21 protein-coding genes are annotated in these 17424 nt (G+C 44.6%); all 21 read right to left on the bottom strand.

Features of this window, described 5'->3' with window-relative positions:
- Nucleotides 1-69 precede the first annotated feature (69 nt).
- Nucleotides 70-1389, bottom strand: coding sequence for a diaminopimelate decarboxylase (lysA, locus tag LNN34_RS03555; protein WP_229042743.1), 1320 nt, complete (start codon nt 1387-1389; stop codon nt 70-72).
- Between the two features lie 106 nt (nt 1390-1495).
- On the bottom strand, nt 1496-2983 hold the full coding sequence (spoVAF, locus tag LNN34_RS03550; protein WP_059293666.1) for a spore germination protein SpoVAF: 1488 nt from the start codon (nt 2981-2983) through the stop codon (nt 1496-1498).
- Entirely contained in the window at nt 2928-3545 is a 618-nt protein-coding gene (locus LNN34_RS03545) for a stage V sporulation protein AE (protein ID WP_229042741.1), read from the bottom strand. The genes spoVAF and LNN34_RS03545 overlap by 56 nt, the downstream gene beginning before the upstream one ends.
- A 7-nt stretch (nt 3546-3552) precedes the next feature.
- The gene (gene spoVAE / locus LNN34_RS03540) at nt 3553-3903 is read right to left on the bottom strand and encodes a stage V sporulation protein AE (protein WP_003230467.1); all 351 of its coding nucleotides are present in this window, start codon (nt 3901-3903) and stop codon (nt 3553-3555) included.
- Complete coding sequence (spoVAD, locus tag LNN34_RS03535) at nt 3904-4920, bottom strand: stage V sporulation protein AD (protein ID WP_024121921.1); 1017 nt, start codon at nt 4918-4920, stop codon at nt 3904-3906. It lies immediately after the preceding gene.
- Nucleotides 4921-4932: 12 nt separating this feature from the next.
- Nucleotides 4933-5385: a stage V sporulation protein AC gene (spoVAC, locus tag LNN34_RS03530; RefSeq protein ID WP_024121922.1), complete on the bottom strand. Its 453-nt coding sequence runs from the start codon at nt 5383-5385 to the stop codon at nt 4933-4935.
- Nucleotides 5386-5397: 12 nt separating this feature from the next.
- Complete coding sequence (spoVAB, locus tag LNN34_RS03525; RefSeq protein WP_024121923.1) at nt 5398-5823, bottom strand: stage V sporulation protein SpoVAB; 426 nt, start codon at nt 5821-5823, stop codon at nt 5398-5400.
- Nucleotides 5813-6433, bottom strand: coding sequence for a stage V sporulation protein AA (locus LNN34_RS03520; protein WP_059336691.1), 621 nt, complete (start codon nt 6431-6433; stop codon nt 5813-5815). Before LNN34_RS03520 ends, spoVAB begins: the two co-directional genes overlap by 11 nt.
- A gap of 127 nt (nt 6434-6560) precedes the next feature.
- Nucleotides 6561-7328, bottom strand: a complete 768-nt coding sequence (gene sigF / locus LNN34_RS03515) for an RNA polymerase sporulation sigma factor SigF (protein ID WP_024121925.1) — start codon at nt 7326-7328, stop codon at nt 6561-6563.
- 11 nt (nt 7329-7339) lie between these two features.
- Entirely contained in the window at nt 7340-7780 is a 441-nt protein-coding gene (gene spoIIAB / locus LNN34_RS03510) for an anti-sigma F factor (RefSeq protein ID WP_010334803.1), read from the bottom strand.
- On the bottom strand, nt 7777-8130 hold the full coding sequence (spoIIAA, locus tag LNN34_RS03505) for an anti-sigma F factor antagonist (protein ID WP_010334804.1): 354 nt from the start codon (nt 8128-8130) through the stop codon (nt 7777-7779). Before spoIIAA ends, spoIIAB begins: the two co-directional genes overlap by 4 nt.
- A 95-nt stretch (nt 8131-8225) precedes the next feature.
- Entirely contained in the window at nt 8226-9395 is a 1170-nt protein-coding gene (locus LNN34_RS03500) for a D-alanyl-D-alanine carboxypeptidase family protein (RefSeq protein WP_099043220.1), read from the bottom strand.
- Between the two features lie 156 nt (nt 9396-9551).
- Nucleotides 9552-10367 carry a purine nucleoside phosphorylase I, inosine and guanosine-specific gene (locus LNN34_RS03495; RefSeq protein WP_099043221.1) on the bottom strand — a complete coding sequence of 272 codons (816 nt, stop codon included), beginning with the start codon at nt 10365-10367 and terminating at the stop codon, nt 9552-9554.
- A 12-nt stretch (nt 10368-10379) separates the two neighbouring features.
- Nucleotides 10380-11564, bottom strand: a complete 1185-nt coding sequence (gene deoB, locus LNN34_RS03490; RefSeq protein ID WP_105954908.1) for a phosphopentomutase — start codon at nt 11562-11564, stop codon at nt 10380-10382.
- A gap of 161 nt (nt 11565-11725) precedes the next feature.
- Nucleotides 11726-12616, bottom strand: a complete 891-nt coding sequence (xerD, locus tag LNN34_RS03485; protein WP_095713215.1) for a site-specific tyrosine recombinase XerD — start codon at nt 12614-12616, stop codon at nt 11726-11728.
- 7 nt (nt 12617-12623) lie between these two features.
- Nucleotides 12624-12851 (bottom strand): YqzK family protein, encoded by a 228-nt coding sequence (locus LNN34_RS03480; protein ID WP_010334808.1) that lies wholly within the window; start codon nt 12849-12851, stop codon nt 12624-12626.
- Between the two features lie 124 nt (nt 12852-12975).
- Nucleotides 12976-13425 (bottom strand): ferric iron uptake transcriptional regulator, encoded by a 450-nt coding sequence (gene fur, locus LNN34_RS03475; protein ID WP_024121932.1) that lies wholly within the window; start codon nt 13423-13425, stop codon nt 12976-12978.
- Nucleotides 13426-13537: 112 nt separating this feature from the next.
- A complete protein-coding gene (gene spoIIM, locus LNN34_RS03470; protein ID WP_229042740.1) occupies nt 13538-14182 on the bottom strand; it encodes a stage II sporulation protein M in 645 nt (214 codons plus the stop codon).
- Between the two features lie 97 nt (nt 14183-14279).
- Nucleotides 14280-14501, bottom strand: a complete 222-nt coding sequence (locus LNN34_RS03465) for a hypothetical protein (protein ID WP_059336651.1) — start codon at nt 14499-14501, stop codon at nt 14280-14282.
- A gap of 114 nt (nt 14502-14615) precedes the next feature.
- Nucleotides 14616-15938, bottom strand: coding sequence for an NAD-dependent malic enzyme (locus LNN34_RS03460; RefSeq protein WP_059293661.1), 1323 nt, complete (start codon nt 15936-15938; stop codon nt 14616-14618).
- A gap of 15 nt (nt 15939-15953) precedes the next feature.
- A complete protein-coding gene (gene mleN / locus LNN34_RS03455) occupies nt 15954-17360 on the bottom strand; it encodes a malate-H+/Na+-lactate antiporter MleN (RefSeq protein ID WP_229042739.1) in 1407 nt (468 codons plus the stop codon).
- Between the last annotated feature and the right edge of the window lie 64 nt (nt 17361-17424).

Genomic DNA, 17424 nt, shown 5'->3' with positions numbered 1-17424 from the left:
GTTTTCAAACTTGAAGGTGTTTTTTATTTGTCTCATCTTATGGGGTCAGTCCCATTCCCGGCGCTTTTTTCATTGCTTCACACTCGTTTTAAATGGCAGATCCAGTTTTACAATATCCTCGTACGTTTCTCTTTTTACGACTAAATGAGCCTCTCCGTTTTCTACAAATACAACGGCAGGTCTTGGAATTCTATTATAATTATTGGCCATGCTGTAGCCATAAGCGCCTGTACAGAAAACAGCAAGCAGATCTCCTTCTTTTACTTCCGGCAGGTCAATATCCCAAATGAGCATATCTCCGCTTTCACAGCACTTGCCGGCAATCGATACCGTTTTATCGTGCACTTCACCGATACGGTTAGCTGTAACAGCTTCATATTTTGCCTGATAGAGAGCCGGACGGATATTGTCGTTCATTCCTCCGTCAACAGCTACATACTGCCGGACACCCGGCACTTCTTTTTGAGAGCCGACTGTATAAAGTGTTGTGCCTGCGTCTCCTACAAGCGAGCGGCCCGGTTCGATCCAAATTTCCGGTATGTCAAATCCATAGCGGGCTGCATTTGTTTTTACAGCTTCGATAATTTTTTCTACATATTCAGTGGCATGAAGCGGTTCATCTTCTTCCGTATAACGAATGCCAAAACCGCCTCCAAGGTTCAGCACCTTTGAAACAAATGAGTAAGCTTCTCTCCATTCGTCAAGCTTTTTGAAGATTTTTTCTGCCGCTAGCACGAAACCGGCTGTATCAAAAATTTGCGAACCGATATGGCAATGAACACCCAGCAGCTGAATGTGTTCTGATTGTAAAACCTGTTCAATCGCCTGTTCAGTTTGTCCGTTATGAAGGTCAAAACCAAACTTTGAATCTTCCTGTCCCGTTGTAATGTAGTCATGTGTATGCGCCTCTACTCCGGGGGTAATCCGCAGGAGAACATCAATTGAGTGCCCAGTTTCTTTGCACAGGTCTTCAAGAATCGAGATTTCATAGAAATTATCAACCACAATGCAGCCGATACGGTGTTCAAGCGCCATCCGCAGCTCTTCCCTGCTTTTGTTATTTCCGTGAAAGTGAATGCGCTCCGCTGGAAATCCTGCTGCAACAGCTGTGTAAAGTTCTCCTCCAGACACGACATCTAAGGAAAGCCCTTCTTCCTCGGCAAGCTGAATCATCGCAACAGAAGAGAATGCCTTGCTCGCATACGCGACCTGCGCTGTCAGCCCTGCAGTTATAAATGCCTGCTTAAAGCTTTTAGCACGCTCACGTATTAAAGCCACATCATATACGTAAAGAGGCGTGCCGTATGTTTCAGCTAAATAGAGAGCGTCCACACCTCCGATTTCCAAATGCCCATGTTGATTTTGTCTGCTAGTGCCGTGTAAGAACAATGTCATTCCCTCTTTCTCCGCTTATGGGTGAAAAGGACAGTTTTATGGACTGTCCTTTCATAATTAAGACATACATTATCATACTCTTCAGTCAGTTTCAATGCGATTATGAATTGGTAGGCTGTCTTAAGCGATTTCTTGGGTGAACAATGCTTGGTCTTACTTTCGCACCAGGTTTCGCCGTGCGAATCAGCACCTGCCATAGCGCCTTTCCGTTAAACGGAATGAGCGGCCATAAGTATGGGGTTTGAAGGGATTTTATGCTGGCCATGGCAATAATAAGCACCGTAAATCCTATAACGAGCCCTTTTACATGAAAGAGCGCTACTAATATCATAAGTGTAAGACGGGCCATTTTATTTGCCAGGCTTAATTCATAGCTTGGCGTCGTAAAGGTTCCAATAGCGGCAAGCGAGACATACAGTATGACCTCAGGAGAGAACAGCCCCACATCAATGGCAATTTGCCCGATTAGAACCGCGGCAATTAATCCCATTGCGGTAGATAAAGCGGTCGGTGTGTGAATAGCCGCCATTCTGAGAAACTCAATTCCTAAATCAGCTAAGAAAATCTGCAGAATGATCGGGATGTGCATATCTTTATTTAACCCGATAAATTTTAGATTCTCTGGCAGCAGTTCCGGTTGAAGAACAAAGAGAAACCAGATGGGGAGAAATAAAGTAGAAGCAAGAATGCCGAAAAATCGTACCCATCTTAAAAAGGTTCCCACAGAAGGAGCCTGTCTGTATTCTTCAGCATGCTGAACATGATGGAATAAGGTTGTCGGCGTTATGATCACACTTGGCGATGTATCAACCATAATCACGACATGGCCTTCAAGTACGTGATTGGCCGCCACATCGGGCCTTTCTGTATAACGGACGAGCGGAAACGGGTTGTAGCTTTGTTTGATAATAAACTCTTCGACTGTTTTGTCTGCCATTGTTAATCCGTCGACATCAATGGCAGCAATTTCTTTTTCCACGATGTCAACCAGATCCGGGTCTGCAATGTCTTCGATATAACAAATGCTCAGATCCGTTTTTGAACGCTCGCCGACCTTTGTCATCTTGACGCGAAGGCGTTCGTCCCTAATCCGTCTTCTGAGAAGTGCGGTATTGACGACGATATTTTCAACAAATCCGTCTCTGGCGCCTCTGACCACCTTTTCCGTATCCGGTTCTTCCGGATTTCTTCCCGGATAGCTTCTGACATCAATGATAAAAGCAAATCCTGCACCTTCGACAATAACTGCGACTAACCCGGACAGCACCTGGTCGGTGGTTTCATCCAGCGTTTTTACTTTTTCGACCTGGGCGTTCAGCAGCCTGTTTTCAACAATATCGACCAGCTCTTCAGGGTCCTCTTTTCCTGTCCGGTTGTTAATGGCAACTAGCTCTCTCATTAAGTGAATGATAAAGGCAGTGTCACATAATCCATTCAAATAGTACAGCTGGACTTCTCTGTCTAAAATGGTAAGCTTGCGAACACCTACATCATAGCTGATTCCCATTCCGACGCGATTTTTAAAATAAGCTTCATTTTTGTCTGGATTCCGATAAACCCGGATTTTCTCTTCCTGTTTGTCCGGCATGATACCCGCTCCTTTCTAAAATAAACTCGACCGCTTTCATGGTGATTGGCGACCCTTTCGATATATCGTCTTTCCTGCCCATTTTACCGATATCCCCGATACCAACGATAAGCGGCAGATCTAGTTTATCAAGGCAATAGACCGTATCCCCGTTCATTCTGTGTTCATCGAATTCCCTCTCTCCGATTTTATCCACGCCGTATTCTGTTATCTCTCCATTGCGGTCAATGCTTACGTCAACCTTGGTCCATTCAGCCTGATGGGTTTTCGACGCTACCGCAATCACACCGAGCACTTCAATTGCCGGATGAGTGGCCACATAGGTCAGAGCGGTTTCTCCCGGTCCCTCTCCTTGAAGGCCGGAGTCGTCAAACATGACAAATACAGGGTCATACGGTGCTGATGTAATCAGCCTGACAAGCTCGGCGCCGCTGCGGGTGGAGGGATTGCCTTTTGATTGAGAAATACATCTCCCTCCAACTCTTCTTGCGGCGTATTCAATTGTTTTAGCAGCATACACATCTCCGTCTGTTACCAGTATGACCTTGCGTTTTGTCGTCATCTCGGCATTATCCTTTCGGTTTAAAAATAACAGCGACGATAAAGGCGAATAGAATGGCGGCTGAGATACCGGCAGATGTCAGCTCGAATATCCCCATACCGATTCCGATAAATCCGTGTATATGCGCCTGATGCATGGCACCGTGCAGAAGGCTGTGGCCAAAGCTGACAATCGGAACCGTGGCGCCTCCTCCAGCAAACTCAATAAATTTATCGTAAATGCCAAAACCGTCTAAAATCGCCCCGATGACGACAAAGGATGTCATGACGTGGGCAGGCGTCAATTTAAATATGTCCAGCAGCAGCTGCCCGACAATACAAATGGCGCCTCCGCAAACAAAAGCCAAAAGATAGTCCACTTAAGATGCACCTCCTGCACGTTCAAATACAACCCCGTGTGCGATGGTCGGAATGGTTTGTTTTTGCTGGATCATGGTCGGGCTTAACAGCGCCCCGGTTGCTACTACGAAAACACGGTTTAATTTTCCTTCTTTCAGCTGCTTAAAAATATGTGAGTAGGTTACAACCGCGGAACAAGCGCAGCCGCTTCCTCCGGCAAACACCTGCTGATCCGGAGTGTAAATCAGAAGCCCGCAATCATCATGTTTTGTGCCGACCGGATATCCCTCTTCTTTCAAGATATCTTTGACAATAGGAGATCCGACGCCGGAAAGGTCTCCCGTCAGGATCAGATCGTAGTCGTCCGCTGTGCGGTTCATGTCTTGAAAGTGCTGTTTAATGGTATCAGCAGCAGCAGGAGCCATGGCTGAGCCCATATCAAACGGGTCGGTAATTCCTAAGTCAGCCACCTTCCCTATAGTTGCACTTGTAATTTGAATATCACTCGGTGTCTGACTGATAACAACCGCACCGCTCCCAGTTACAGTAGATGTCGCAGTATCCGGTTTTTGCCCGCCGTATTCCGTCGGATAGCGGAACTGTCTTTCGGCTGTGGCATTGTGACTGCTTGTAGCAGCAATCGCCCGATTTGCAAATCCGCCGTCGACTAGGGCAGATGCAACAGCAACTGTTTCCATTGATGTTGAGCATGCGCCAAACATGCAAAGAAACGGGATTTTCAGATGCCTTGCCACATAGTTGGCTGTGACATTTTGATTCAATAAATCGCCTGCAAGCAAAAGATCAATATCATCTTTTTTCAAATTGTTTTTTTGCAGCACGGTATTGATGGCATCCTCCATTAGCTGCCTTTCAGCCATTTCCCAGCTTTTTTGATTACAGTGCATGTCGTCATAGGTTTTATCATATAAAGACCCGAGCGGACCGTCTTTTTCCTTAGGCCCTACTGCTGTTCCCGCTGCATTGACAAATAAGGGATGCTCAAACACCCAGGTTTGCTTTCCTGTTAATTTCATTTCTTTCTCCTCCTATGACATCAGTTTCTCAAAAGCAAACCGAATCATTCCGACGATGTAAGCAGCCACAACACCGAATACGATGACGTTTCCCGCCAGTTTAAACATGTTTGTCGCTACTCCCAATACTAAACCTTCGCTTTTATACTCAAGAGCCGCGCTTGCCATACTGTTGGCAAAGCCGGTGACAGGTACAGCTGATCCTGCGCCTGCAAACTGACCGATTCTGTCGTAAATGCCGAATCCGGTGAGCAACGCTGACAATAGGATCAGCGTTGCCGCCGTAGGGTTTCCTGCTGTTTTTTCGTTAAAATCAAAAAAATGGATATAAAAATTCTGCAGACCTTGCCCGATCATGCAGATCAAACCGCCTACAAGAAAGGCTTTTACACAGTTCCATACGTAAGGCGGCTTTGGCTGATATGTTTTTACTTTTGATTTGTAGTTTTCTTTTATGTTTGTCATATTAAAACCTCCTTATGAATGATGAATAAAATACAGCCAATGAAATAAAGACCCCGCGATTTTTCCAATGACAATGGCCATTAATAGAATAATGATTTTACTTCTGAGGCCGATTCGTTTAGCCAAGATCGGCAGGACATTTAACACTTCTGTCAGCGCGGCTGCAAGCATCCCGACAAATACTCCGGCCAACAGCCCGACCGGCACGGCAATCCACTTTGATAAAAAGAGATGGTGCATATGCAGTGTTTCCCAGCCCCCGCAAACCGCACCGAGAATAACAGCCGCTTCATAAGCTTGAACAAATCTCATCGTTTTGGTGAGCTGCATCAGACGCGGAATGATTCCCATCACGGTTAAAAAAGCCACGAAACCTGCCCCGACTGTGATGCCTCCGCCGAGCCCGACAAAAATGATGAACAATACACTAACGATCATGCAGGTCCTTTATTGTTTCTTCATTTTCATGCATGGCCACATATTGATCGAGATCAAGCTGATAGTTAAACATTTCAACCTCCAGCGGGCTGGGCTCTTCATTAAGGCGCTTTTTAAAAATGTGGTTAAAAAACACGATCATCCCCAGTCCCAAACCGATGCTGTAAGGGATTTGAAGTAAATATGGATAGTCATTCCGCTCTCCGGTTATGATTTCATATAGCGCAATATGAACATCTCCCATGCTGACATCCTCATGGAAATTCATGATGGCGAGGCACGATCCGATAAACAGCAGCAGCCAGACACCAACAAAAAGAACGGTTGATATGTGCCGTTTCTGATACTGAATTTCAACAATGGTTTCAGCTCCGCCCACAGTTTGAACATCAAGTGTGGGATCCTGCTGATAAATGGCTTTGAGCACTTTTATGATATCCAGAATTACGATATTTTTATCTTTTTCGCTCACCTGATACAGCGGCATAGCCGACAGTTTCTTTTTCAGCTGATGCTGCCCTTCTATTTGCGCGGCATCCCCGACCGTTATGATATCCCCCGGATGTGCCAAAACGCGGTGGCGAAGCCTGATAAATAGTCGTCGTTCCATCATTGATCACCATCTTTCGGTGGTTATATATGTAGTATGTGGTTCGATTTTGTTCTCATTCATCCGCTTGAAAAGACCATAAATTACCACGCTTTTGCAAAACAAAAAGCCAGCCTGCAGTGACAGACTAGCTTTCCGTATGATCCATTTGAACCTTGATCTGTTTTAATATTTTCTTTTCAAGTCTGGATACCTGCACCTGAGATATCCCCAGCCGCTCAGCAACTTCTGACTGCGTCTGGTCTTTATAATACCGAAGATAGACGATTAATTTTTCCCTTTCTTCTAAATCGCTTATGGCTTCTTTCAGCGCAATTTTATCAAACCATTTCTCTTCTGAGTTATCGGCGATTTGGTCAAGCAGGGTAATCGGATCTCCGTCATTTTCATAAACTGTCTCATGAATCGAAGACGGAGCTCTTACTGCCTCTTGGGCTAGCACGACATCTTCAGCTTCAATCTCCAAATGTTCGGCGATTTCCTGTACGGTCGGCACCCTGCCCAATGTTTTTGAAAGTTCATCTTTCGCTCGGCGGATTTTGTTGCCAAGCTCTTTTAATGATCTTGACACCTTGACAGTTCCGTCATCACGGATAAAACGCTGGATTTCGCCGATAATCATCGGCACTGCATATGTCGAGAAGCGCACATCATAGGTTAAATCAAATTTATCAACAGATTTTAACAGCCCGATGCAGCCAATCTGAAAGAGGTCATCAGGCTCATATCCTCTGTTTAAAAACCGCTGTACGACAGACCAAACAAGACGCATGTTTTTTTCTATGAGGAGGTCTCTTGCCTGCTGGTCGCCATCTTGGCTCTGTTTGATTAATTCTTTTACTTCATGGTCCTTCAGCTGAGCGTTCTTACCGTTTTTCTTAACCTCCACATCCATAACAAATCTCCTTAATTACAAAGCGCTTTGCTTTTTGATAAGTGCTTTGTTAAGCGAATCGTCGTCCCCATTTCGGGTGATGAATCGATACTGACATCATCCATGAAATTTTCCATAATGGTAAAGCCCATTCCAGAACGCTCCAGCTCAGGCTTTGTTGTGAATAAAGGCTGTCGGGCTTCTTCCAGATCTGTAATGCCGAGCCCTTCATCACGGATGGTCATATATACGACATGATCTTCCAGCGTCACCGAAATATATACTTTTCCGTCGCCATTTTCTTCATAACCATGGATGATGGCATTCGTCACCGCTTCTGACACCACGGTTTTGATCTCGGTGAGTTCATCCATGGTCGGGTCAAGCTGTGCAATAAATGAAGCAACCGTCACACGCGCAAACGATTCATTTTGGCTGAGAGCGGAAAATTCAAGGTGCATTTCATTTTTCATGATGCCACCCCCAGCGTGAGCAGTGCCTGCTGCTCAGATTGTTCAAAACGAATAATTTTAAACAGGCCAGACATATCAAACAGCCGTTTCACTGCCGGAGAGATGGCGCAAACGACCATTTCCCCGCCAATTTGCTTAATTTGTTTGTATCTGCCTAAAATAACGCCAAGCCCCGAGCTGTCCATAAAGGAAAGGTCCTCCAGATTCAGCACGATATGACGAATATCATCCTTCTCCAATGATTCCGTTACTTTTTGTTTCAGCGTTTCAGCCGTATGGTGATCGAGTTCGCCTGTTAATCGAATACAAAGCACTGATTCTTTGACATGCATGTCAATTCCAAGGCTCATGCTCATTCCTCCTTGATATGATCGGATAATGAGTGTTTCGATTTCGCAGGAATGAATTCCTTCACCGTGACAAAACTAGTGATCATTCGGCATAATTACTTAAATTTTGTCCAATCTCCCATTGCCCTCTTTAAAAACGTTAAGTATCCGGCTTTTTCCATATCATTTTTAGCGACGACAGGACTTTCAGCAAGCACTTTTCCGTCCTTTTTCAACACAAGCGTGCCAAGCTCTTGGCCCTTTTGAACCGGAGCGCTTACATTGTTGTTCATTTTAATTTCTTTTTTCACATGTTTCATATCCTCGCCTTTTTTCGTCAATACAGAAATCGGCTCAGAAGTGGTGAGTTCTATCACTTTTTGTTTGCCTTTTTTGACCTTTGCTTTTGCTACCGTTTCATTTCGTTTGTACAAAGGATGTGTCTCATATTGGCTGAAAGCATAATCAAGCATCTTTGTGACTTGCGCATTTCTTTCCTTAGGTGTGCTTGCCCCGAACACAACAGCAATCGCCCGCATGTTCCCTTTTTTAGCCGAAGCGGTCAGGCAGTATTTCGCTTCTCCTGTATAGCCTGTTTTGACGCCGTCTACACCGGGATAAAATTTGATAAGCCTATTTGTATTCACTAACCAAAACTTTTTATCTGTGTTTTCACGTAAATAATCCTCATACGTACCTGTAAACTTGGTGATTGATTCATATTTCAATAATTCCTTAGCCATAATTGCCATGTCATAAGCCGAGCTGTAATGCCCTTCCTCGGTCAAGCCGGTCGGGTTTTTAAAGGATGTATCTTTTAATCCCAGCTCTTTCGCTTTTTTGTTCATTTTTTTCACAAATTCATCCTCGGAGCCTGAAATAAATTCAGCCATCGCTACGGACGCGTCATTTCCTGATGCAATCGCAATGCCCTTCAGCATTTCTGTAACTGTCATTTCCTCCCCCGGCTCAAGGAAAATCTGTGATCCGCCCATTGAAGCAGCATGTTCACTCGTACGGACCTTATCACTCATCTTGATTTTTCCTTCATCTAAGGCTTCCATGATTAAAAGCATCGTCATGATTTTTGTCATGCTTGCAGGCGCCAGTCTCTCACGGCTGTTCTTGTTGTAAAGCACTTTTCCAGTATCACGTTCAATCAGCACCGCAGACTTGGCTTCATGAGCAAGCTCCGATGTATGTTTTCCGTCTTGTTTTGCAAATGCGGACGGTGCAAATGTAAGCAGCATCATACCAATCAACAAAGTGGATAAAAGACGTTTCATCTCAAAAGCCCTCCATTTCATAATCCTTTTTATTTTTTCCAAGCTGAATGGTTTTATACACCACTGTTGGAAAATGTTTCGGGACTTTTTCGACATAAAAAAGACAGCTGTTTCGATTAGAAACAGCTGTCTTCTTATTTTTTCTGAATCCCATATTTATTCGTACTTAGCAACTACCGCTTTCACAAGCTGCAAGAATCCGGCTTTCACCTTTTCTGTCACTTCCATGACTTCATCGTGAGATAAAGGCTGATCCAAAATTCCGGCTGCTGCGTTTGAAATGCAGGAAATGCCGAGTACGCGGAGACCCGCATGGTTTGCCACAATCACTTCCGGTACGGTAGACATGCCGACTGCATCAGAACCCATTGTTCTTAAAAAGCGCACTTCCGCCGGTGTTTCATAGGAAGGACCTGTCACAGCAGTATACACACCTTTTTGAATTGGAATGTTAAGGTCTTTTGCCATTTTTTCAGCCAGGCTGGAAAGATCTTCATCATAGGCTGAAGACATATCAGGAAATCTGGCGCCGAAATCTGCTTCGTTTGGCCCGATTAATGGGTTTGTCCCCATAAAGTTAATGTGATCTGTAATGATCATTAAGTCTCCCGCACGGAATTCAGTGTTTACGCCCCCTGCCGCATTTGTCACGATCAAAGCCTCGACTCCGAGCGCTTTCATGACGCGAACAGGAAAAGTGACTTTTTCCATTGAATAGCCTTCATAGAAATGAAAGCGGCCCTGCATGGCGATGACGGTAACTCCCTCAAGTGTGCCAAGCACAAGCTGTCCGGCGTGTCCCTCAACCGTTGATACCGGGAATTCCGGGATATCCTCATATTTCAGCTTAACAGGATTTTCGATTTCATCAGCCAAAATACCAAGACCTGAGCCTAAAATAAGGCCGATCTTTGGTGATTCAGGCAAGTTTTGTTGAATAAAAGCGGCTGCGCGTTCGATTCTGTCTTTCAAGAAACAGTCCCCCTATTGTAATAAAGATAAAAAGCTTTTACCGTATTTCGGTTTTTTTGTTTGGAAGTTATCGGCGATGGTTGCGCCGATATCGGCAAATGTATCTGCGAGCGGCAGCATTTGCGCTTTCTCATGTTTTTTGCTGTATGCAAGAATCGGCACATACTCACGTGTATGGTCTGTTCCGTGATGAATCGGATCATTGCCGTGATCGGCTGTAATGATTAACAGATCATCTTCTTTCATTTGTTCGAATACTTCCGGAAGACGAGCATCAAATTCTTCAAGCGCGCGTCCGTAGCCTTCCGGATCACGGCGATGGCCGTATAAGGCGTCAAAATCAACAAGGTTTGCAAAGCTCAGACCCGTAAAGTCTTCTCCGAGCGTGTCAACCACCTTGTCCATTCCGTCCATATTGGATACCGTTCTGCGGGAAGACGTAATTCCTTCTCCATCATAAATATCAGAAATTTTTCCGATTGAAATGACATCTAAGCCGCTGTCTTTCAATTCATTCATCACAGTGCGGTCAAACGGCTTAAGCGCATAGTCGTGGCGGTTTGGCGTCCGTTTGAAATGTCCCGGTTCGCCGACGAACGGCCGTGCGATAATACGGCCTACCATATATTTCGGATCAAGCGTCAGCTCTCTCGCCGTTTCACAAATGCGGTACAGTTCTTCAAGCGGAACAACTTCTTCGTGAGCGGCAATTTGCAGAACAGAGTCAGCTGAAGTGTACACAATTAAAGCGCCTGTCTCCATATGCTCTTTGCCGAGTTCATCCAAAATAGCTGTGCCAGAAGCCGGCTTGTTTCCGATAATTTTGCGGCCCGATCTTTTCTCAAGCTCCTTAAGCAGTTCATCAGGAAAGCCTTCAGGGAACACTTTAAACGGTTTATCAATGTATAAGCCCATGATCTCCCAATGGCCTGTCATTGTATCTTTGCCGTTTGACGCTTCTTGCATTTTTCCAAAGTACGCGAGCGGCTGTTCTGTTTTTTCAACGCCCTTGATATCACCAATAAGGCCAAGGCCGAGTTTTGCCATATTCGGCATATGTAATCCGTTCATGTGCTCAGCAATATGCCCGAGCGTATTGGCGCCTACGTCATTAAAGTCGGCGGCATCAGGCGCTTCGCCAATTCCGACTGAATCCATTACGATTAAAAACACGCGATTATATTTGTATGCAGGCATCATAAAAGCCTCCTTTTTTTCTATACGTCTATTGTATCGCCTAGAGGTCTGACAACTCAAGTATAAACCGTTTTCATTCCCGTTGACAATGCATTTGAAAATAATGAGAAACTTCATTATTTTCTGTCTGTCCTAAAGAAAAAAGCCGCAGCCTGCTGCGGCTAGGCACGCGGATGGTACTGCTTGTACACATCCTTCAGCCTTGTTTTCGTCACATGCGTATAGATTTGCGTCGTAGATATATCCGCATGGCCGAGCATTTCCTGCACCGCTCTTAAATCAGCTCCGTTTTCAAGCAGATGCGTTGCAAAGGAATGCCTGAGTGTATGCGGGGTGAGCTCTTTTTTGATTCCGGCTTCGAGCGCGATTTTCTTCAGATTTTTCCAAAACCCCTGGCGGCTGATCTGCTTTCCGTGATGATTTAAAAAGAGTGCGTCAGACACTTTGTTCTTCAGCAGTTTCCCCCTGGCTTTCATCATATATTCTTCAATAGCAGAAGCAGCGGTTTCACCGATCGGCACAATCCGCTCTTTCCTCCCTTTTCCGAAACAGCGGACAAACCCCATTGACAAATGGACATCTGTCGTTTTCAATTCAATCATTTCACTGACTCGGATACCTGTGGCATAGAGCAGCTCCAGCATCGCTTTATCCCGATAGCCAAAAGGACTCGTAAGCTTAGGCGTGTCCAACAGCCGCTCAACCTCGTTCAGCGCCAGCACCTTTGGAAGCGTCCGTTCTGTTTTTTGTGTTTCGATATGTACGGAAGGGTCTTTGTCCGTCACCTTTTCTCTAAGCAGAAATTGATGAAAAGAGCGAATCGATGCCAAATGCCGCGCTGATGTCTTTCCGGATTTCCCCGAGTCCTTCAAGTGCTTCAAATATTGGATAATATGTATACGGGTCACATCGTTCCAATTGTTGATATGAAGGGTTTCTGTTAAATAAAGAGAATAGCTTTTCAAGTCACGCTCATAGGAGACCACCGTATTTTGAGAAAGCCCTCTCTCTACCATGACGTAGTGGATGAAATCCTTTATTTGATCTTTCACTCTAGATCTACTCCCCATTTTGGTAAAAAAAGATTAACCGGTCAAACCATCCGCCTTTTTCTTCCGCATCCATTTCAACAACTTTTACGGCAGAGCCTTCCGGTTTATCGTACCGATGATAGTTTTCATACTCTTGATTTACCCATATCATAGCATAATAGAAGAGAGCGGTAAAACCTGTGAACAGAATAAAAACCTTCAATGTATCAACAGCCGTTTTCAGGAATCTTCCCATGTCCCAATCGATCCTTTCTCTATGGTTCCAGTTATTTAAACCATATGCCAAATCAGAAAGGATTTATACGTCGAAACAGCAAAAAACCCTTTCCCCAAGAGAAAAGGTTCGAGCCCGGCATCGTCTATTCAGTTTCTTTTCCGTTACAGCGGTGGCAAATGCCGTGAAACGTCAATCTATGATCTTTGATCTTAAATTTCCAATCACGTTCAATGACTTCTTCTACGTCTTCAAGCAAATCTTCTTCAATTTCATCAACGGCTCCGCACTCCATGCACACCAAGTGGTGATGAAAGTGAGCTGCCCCCTCCTTACGAAGATCGTAACGGGACACGCCGTCTCCAAAGTTAATTTTATCAACGACTTTTAATTCAGTTAGTAATTCAAGCGTACGGTATACTGTTGCGAGACCGATCTCAGGAGATTTCTCTTTTACGAGGAGGTATACATCTTCTGCGCTTAAATGGTCTTCTTCGTTTTCAAGCAGCACTCTTACTGTCGCTTCACGCTGAGGCGTAAGTTTGTAGCTGGATGAGTGCAGCTGTTTCTTAATTCGATCAATACGGTTTTCCATGTCTTTCCCTCCTACGCCGCATTCCATGACTCATTATAACAAAATAAGCGTGGAGTTCCAACTATAATTATTATAAACTGATAAATAAAATGATTTTCTTTTAATAATGTTTTTAAAAAAGTCGCAATGTCAGCTTTTCCATCAAAACAGGCGACATGTATGCTTCAAAGAGAGACGAGATCAGCGCTAAAAATAAAATGATCAGGAGAACAACAGCATACCTCCCGAACCACTGGATCGGCGCATCATGCAGACTTCGTTTGACGAACAGCTGTCTGATCAGCTTTAAAGAAAATGCAATCGCACACGTGCCCATAATGAGGTAAGCCGGAATAAGCAGCACATTTTGCGGCAAAACCGAGACAAAGGATAAGAAAAAACCGCTGATTCCCATCTGGTTGACGAGAAATCCCACAGTAAATCCGACGACAATTCCTTTTAGAAAGATCATAATAAAAATGATCGGCATACCAATCACAGAAATGCCTAAAATCCACATCAGCCCTAAATACTTTACATTATGAAAAATGCTTTGCCAAAACATATCGGATGAGCTGGCCTGTTTTCCGTCTGATAGCTGTCCGAAAAATTGGCTTAAATAATAATATAAATCTTCTTTCTGGCTGATCGTCATGCTGTTGACAATAATAGCGCCAAAAATCACACCCATGAAAAACAGGACAGACACAAATATATAAAGAGAGAGATGATCCTTTACATGCCCGAGAAACATGTCCTTATAAGAAATTTTCCGCATATCGTTTCCTCCCGCCCGCTCTATTGATTTGATTTAATAGATTGTATGAAAGAAACGAAAAAACATGCTCTTTTTCAAAAAGAAACGATAGAGATTGCTAGGCGGCTGTTTCGGGCATAAAAAAATCCCTATCATCAAATGCATTATGATCATAAGGATTTTTGTGTTTATGCTTTCTTTTATTCAATATGTCTTTTTTGCTTTTTGTCATTCTTTCATGGGTGCTGAAGGATGGAGAACTGCCTCTTGATAATAAGGCGTCCCGTCCGCTGTTTCTAAGCAGATGCTCCCGTTTTCTTTTCGCTCGGCTTTTTGCCATGCTGATCACTCCCTGTTTCATTTTGGTTCATTATAGCAAATGGAACTTGTTATTAAAATGTTTTGAACCTGTCAATAAAAAACAGCACCTGTCGTCCCAGGCGCTGTTTTCATTTTAATGTTTGACCGCTGTAAGAGCTGCGCGTTCAACCGCAGCTGTCACTTCGTGATGGACCTTTGAATCCAGCGGCTGCGGAACCACATCGCCTGGCTTTGTGCAGGCTGCAATGGCCTCTGCTGCCGCCACAAGCATATCGTGATTGATCTCCTTGCTTTTGGCATTCAGTGCTCCTCTGAATATACCCGGGAAGCCAAGCACATTATTCACAGACCGCCCGTCAGCCGCATACGCTGCGCCGGCCTGCAAAGCAGCCTCAGGCTCAATTTCCGGCTTCGGATTGGATAAAGCCAATATGACCTGACCAGATCGTACGAATTCAGGTTTAATTAAACCAGGAACTCCTGTGGTGGCAATGACAATATCACATGTTTCCATTAACTCTTCGATGCTGGCAGCTGTCTGTCCGCCATATTGCTCAAGACGACTCATCGCCGCCTCTGATTTATCTGTACCGCATACAGCTTTGACGCCGTAAGCCATAAACATCCGGCAGATGGCTACGCCCGCTGCGCCGAGGCCGATCTGCCCCACTTTTGCTTCTTTCAAGTCAACGCCCGCGCTTTTACATGCCGAAATGGCAGCTGCCAGCGTGACGACAGCTGTCCCATGCTGATCATCGTGCATGACAGGGATATTGAGCTCCTCTTTTAGGCGATCTTCAATTTCGAAGCAATGCGGTGACCCGATATCCTCAAGCAGGATGCCGTTAAATCCTGGTGAAATATGTTTTACCGTATTGATGATTTCTTCAGGATCACTTGTATCCAGCAAAATCGGGATACCGCTGATCCCTGCCAGCTGATCAAACAGCGCTGCCTTTCCTTCCATAACAGGCATTCCCGCCACAGAGCCGATGTTACCAAGGCCGAGAATCGCTGTTCCATCGGTTACAATTGCGACCGAGTTGCTGATTGTTGTATAGATATCAGCCTTCTGAGGTTCTTTCTCGATCAGTCTGCAGACGTCTGCTACACCTGGGGTATAGACACGCCCGAGCTCTGCCAGCGAACGGATTGGCATTTTGCTTTTCATTTGGATTTTTCCGCCTTCATGGGCAGACAGGACTTCATCAGATACCGTGTGAAGCCTGATCCCTTCGCCAAGAGCCTGAACAGCCATGATCACTTCCTGAAGCTGTTCTTCATTTTCCACTTGTACAGTAATATTGCGCATCGTGTAATTGGGTCCGACTTTTACCGTCTCCACATCACCAATGTCTCCGCCCAGAAGGCCGATTGCTGTAGCCACTCTTCCGAGATTTCCGGGAACCGAAGGCGTTTCTATCATCAGTGTCCGAATCATGTGTTTCGCTATCATTCAGTGATCCTCCCCTTAGCCTAGTTTTTCAGCTTGAGCTGTATCGTTTTTCGTATACCATATACATTTTCCTGTATAACCATAGATAATGGCAAGACCTATTGCGACAAAACTGAGCCACATAAACGGCAGATAAGAGAAGGTAGAAACTCCTAAAATTCCGGCCATGTAAATGCCGTTATCAGACCAAGGAACCATACCTGAAGTCAATGTTCCTCCGACCTCTGAATTACGGGAGAGAACTCTTCTGTCCAGATGCAAACGGTCATAGCTGTCTTCCATAATCTTCGGTGTCAAAATAAGAGATACATACATGGCACACCCGAAGATGTTCGCCAAAAATGCTACAATCAGCGTAGATAATGTCACATTGCCCGCTGATGTCAATTTCTTTTCAAACAATGAAACAATGACTTTTAACACACCTAGCTTCTCAAGCAACCCGCCAAAACCGAGACCAAAGATAATCACGACGAGAGACCCGAGCATGCCTACGATGCCTCCGCGGTTTAAGAGGCCGTTTAAAAATTCAACATCTGTTTTAATAGAGAACCCGTTGTAGGCTGTTGCAATCGCATCCGCGAAATTCATGCCTTGGAAAACAGCAGCCCAGACAGCGCCAAGCAATGCACCAATTACGATAACCGGCATAGACGGCTTTTTCATCGCTAATAAGACGATAACGATTACAGCCGGGATCAGCATCCAAATATGAATGTCAAATGTATTCTGCAATGAAGATTTCAAAAATTCAACTTTGTCGAGGTCAATATTTTTCCCGCCGTACATAAATCCAACAGCTGTAAAGAGAATAGCCGTAATCACATATGCTGGTATTGATAAATAAAGCATCGCTCTGACGTGGTCCAATACATCCACTTTTGATAATGAAGAAGCCAGGACTGTACTGTCAGACAGAGGAGACAGCTTGTCCCCGAAATAAGCTCCGGAAAGAATGGCTCCCGCTACAAGAGGAAGCGGGATTCCGAGGCCTTCACCAATTGCGATCATGGCGATGCCGGCTGTTCCAACTGTTCCCCATGACGTTCCCGTTGCCACAGACATAATAGAACAAATAATTAACGTTGCGAGTAAAAAGATACTAGGGTGAATAAATTCTAATCCATAATAAATCAAAGTCGGCACCACGCCTCCGGTGATCCATGTTCCGATGAGCGCTCCGACTGAAACGAGAATCAGAACGGCTTCGAGACCGTTTGATATTCCGCTAAGAATCGCATTCTGCAAATCTTTATAAGAATGACCGAGTCTGATTCCGAGAATCATTGCAATAAACCAGGAAATAAAAAGCGCAAGCTGTATCGGCAAGTCCAAAAAGACTGTAAACGACATGACAAGTGCCAAAAATACTCCTAGTACGATAATAATTTCAAATAGTGTTGGCAATCTTACATCCTTCAAAAGAAGTCCCCCTTAATGAAAAAGCTAAAACGCTTTCAATAAATAGTGCAACACGTATACTATA

Source organism: Bacillus sp. AF23 (assembly GCF_020861455.1).
Taxonomy (GTDB): domain Bacteria; phylum Bacillota; class Bacilli; order Bacillales; family Bacillaceae; genus Bacillus; species Bacillus halotolerans.
The sequence above is the reverse complement of the archived record's forward strand: the minus strand, read 5'-3'. Positions and strand labels throughout refer to the sequence as shown.

Coding starts and splice junctions, on each gene's coding strand:
- spoVAF (WP_059293666.1), bottom strand. CDS start 2,983: ATGCCGGACAAACAGGAAGAGAAAATCCGGGTTTATCGGAATCCAGAC.
- LNN34_RS03545 (WP_229042741.1), bottom strand. CDS start 3,545: ATGACGACAAAACGCAAGGTCATACTGGTAACAGACGGAGATGTGTAT.
- spoVAD (WP_024121921.1), bottom strand. CDS start 4,920: ATGAAATTAACAGGAAAGCAAACCTGGGTGTTTGAGCATCCCTTATTT.
- spoVAC (WP_024121922.1), bottom strand. CDS start 5,385: ATGACAAACATAAAAGAAAACTACAAATCAAAAGTAAAAACATATCAG.
- spoVAB (WP_024121923.1), bottom strand. CDS start 5,823: ATGATCGTTAGTGTATTGTTCATCATTTTTGTCGGGCTCGGCGGAGGC.
- LNN34_RS03520 (WP_059336691.1), bottom strand. CDS start 6,433: ATGGAACGACGACTATTTATCAGGCTTCGCCACCGCGTTTTGGCACAT.
- sigF (WP_024121925.1), bottom strand. CDS start 7,328: ATGGATGTGGAGGTTAAGAAAAACGGTAAGAACGCTCAGCTGAAGGAC.
- spoIIAB (WP_010334803.1), bottom strand. CDS start 7,780: ATGAAAAATGAAATGCACCTTGAATTTTCCGCTCTCAGCCAAAATGAA.
- spoIIAA (WP_010334804.1), bottom strand. CDS start 8,130: ATGAGCCTTGGAATTGACATGCATGTCAAAGAATCAGTGCTTTGTATT.
- LNN34_RS03500 (WP_099043220.1), bottom strand. CDS start 9,395: ATGAAACGTCTTTTATCCACTTTGTTGATTGGTATGATGCTGCTTACA.
- deoB (WP_105954908.1), bottom strand. CDS start 11,564: ATGCCTGCATACAAATATAATCGCGTGTTTTTAATCGTAATGGATTCA.
- LNN34_RS03480 (WP_010334808.1), bottom strand. CDS start 12,851: ATGGGAAGATTCCTGAAAACGGCTGTTGATACATTGAAGGTTTTTATT.
- fur (WP_024121932.1), bottom strand. CDS start 13,425: ATGGAAAACCGTATTGATCGAATTAAGAAACAGCTGCACTCATCCAGC.
- spoIIM (WP_229042740.1), bottom strand. CDS start 14,182: ATGCGGAAAATTTCTTATAAGGACATGTTTCTCGGGCATGTAAAGGAT.
- LNN34_RS03465 (WP_059336651.1), bottom strand. CDS start 14,501: ATGGCAAAAAGCCGAGCGAAAAGAAAACGGGAGCATCTGCTTAGAAAC.
- LNN34_RS03460 (WP_059293661.1), bottom strand. CDS start 15,938: ATGATAGCGAAACACATGATTCGGACACTGATGATAGAAACGCCTTCG.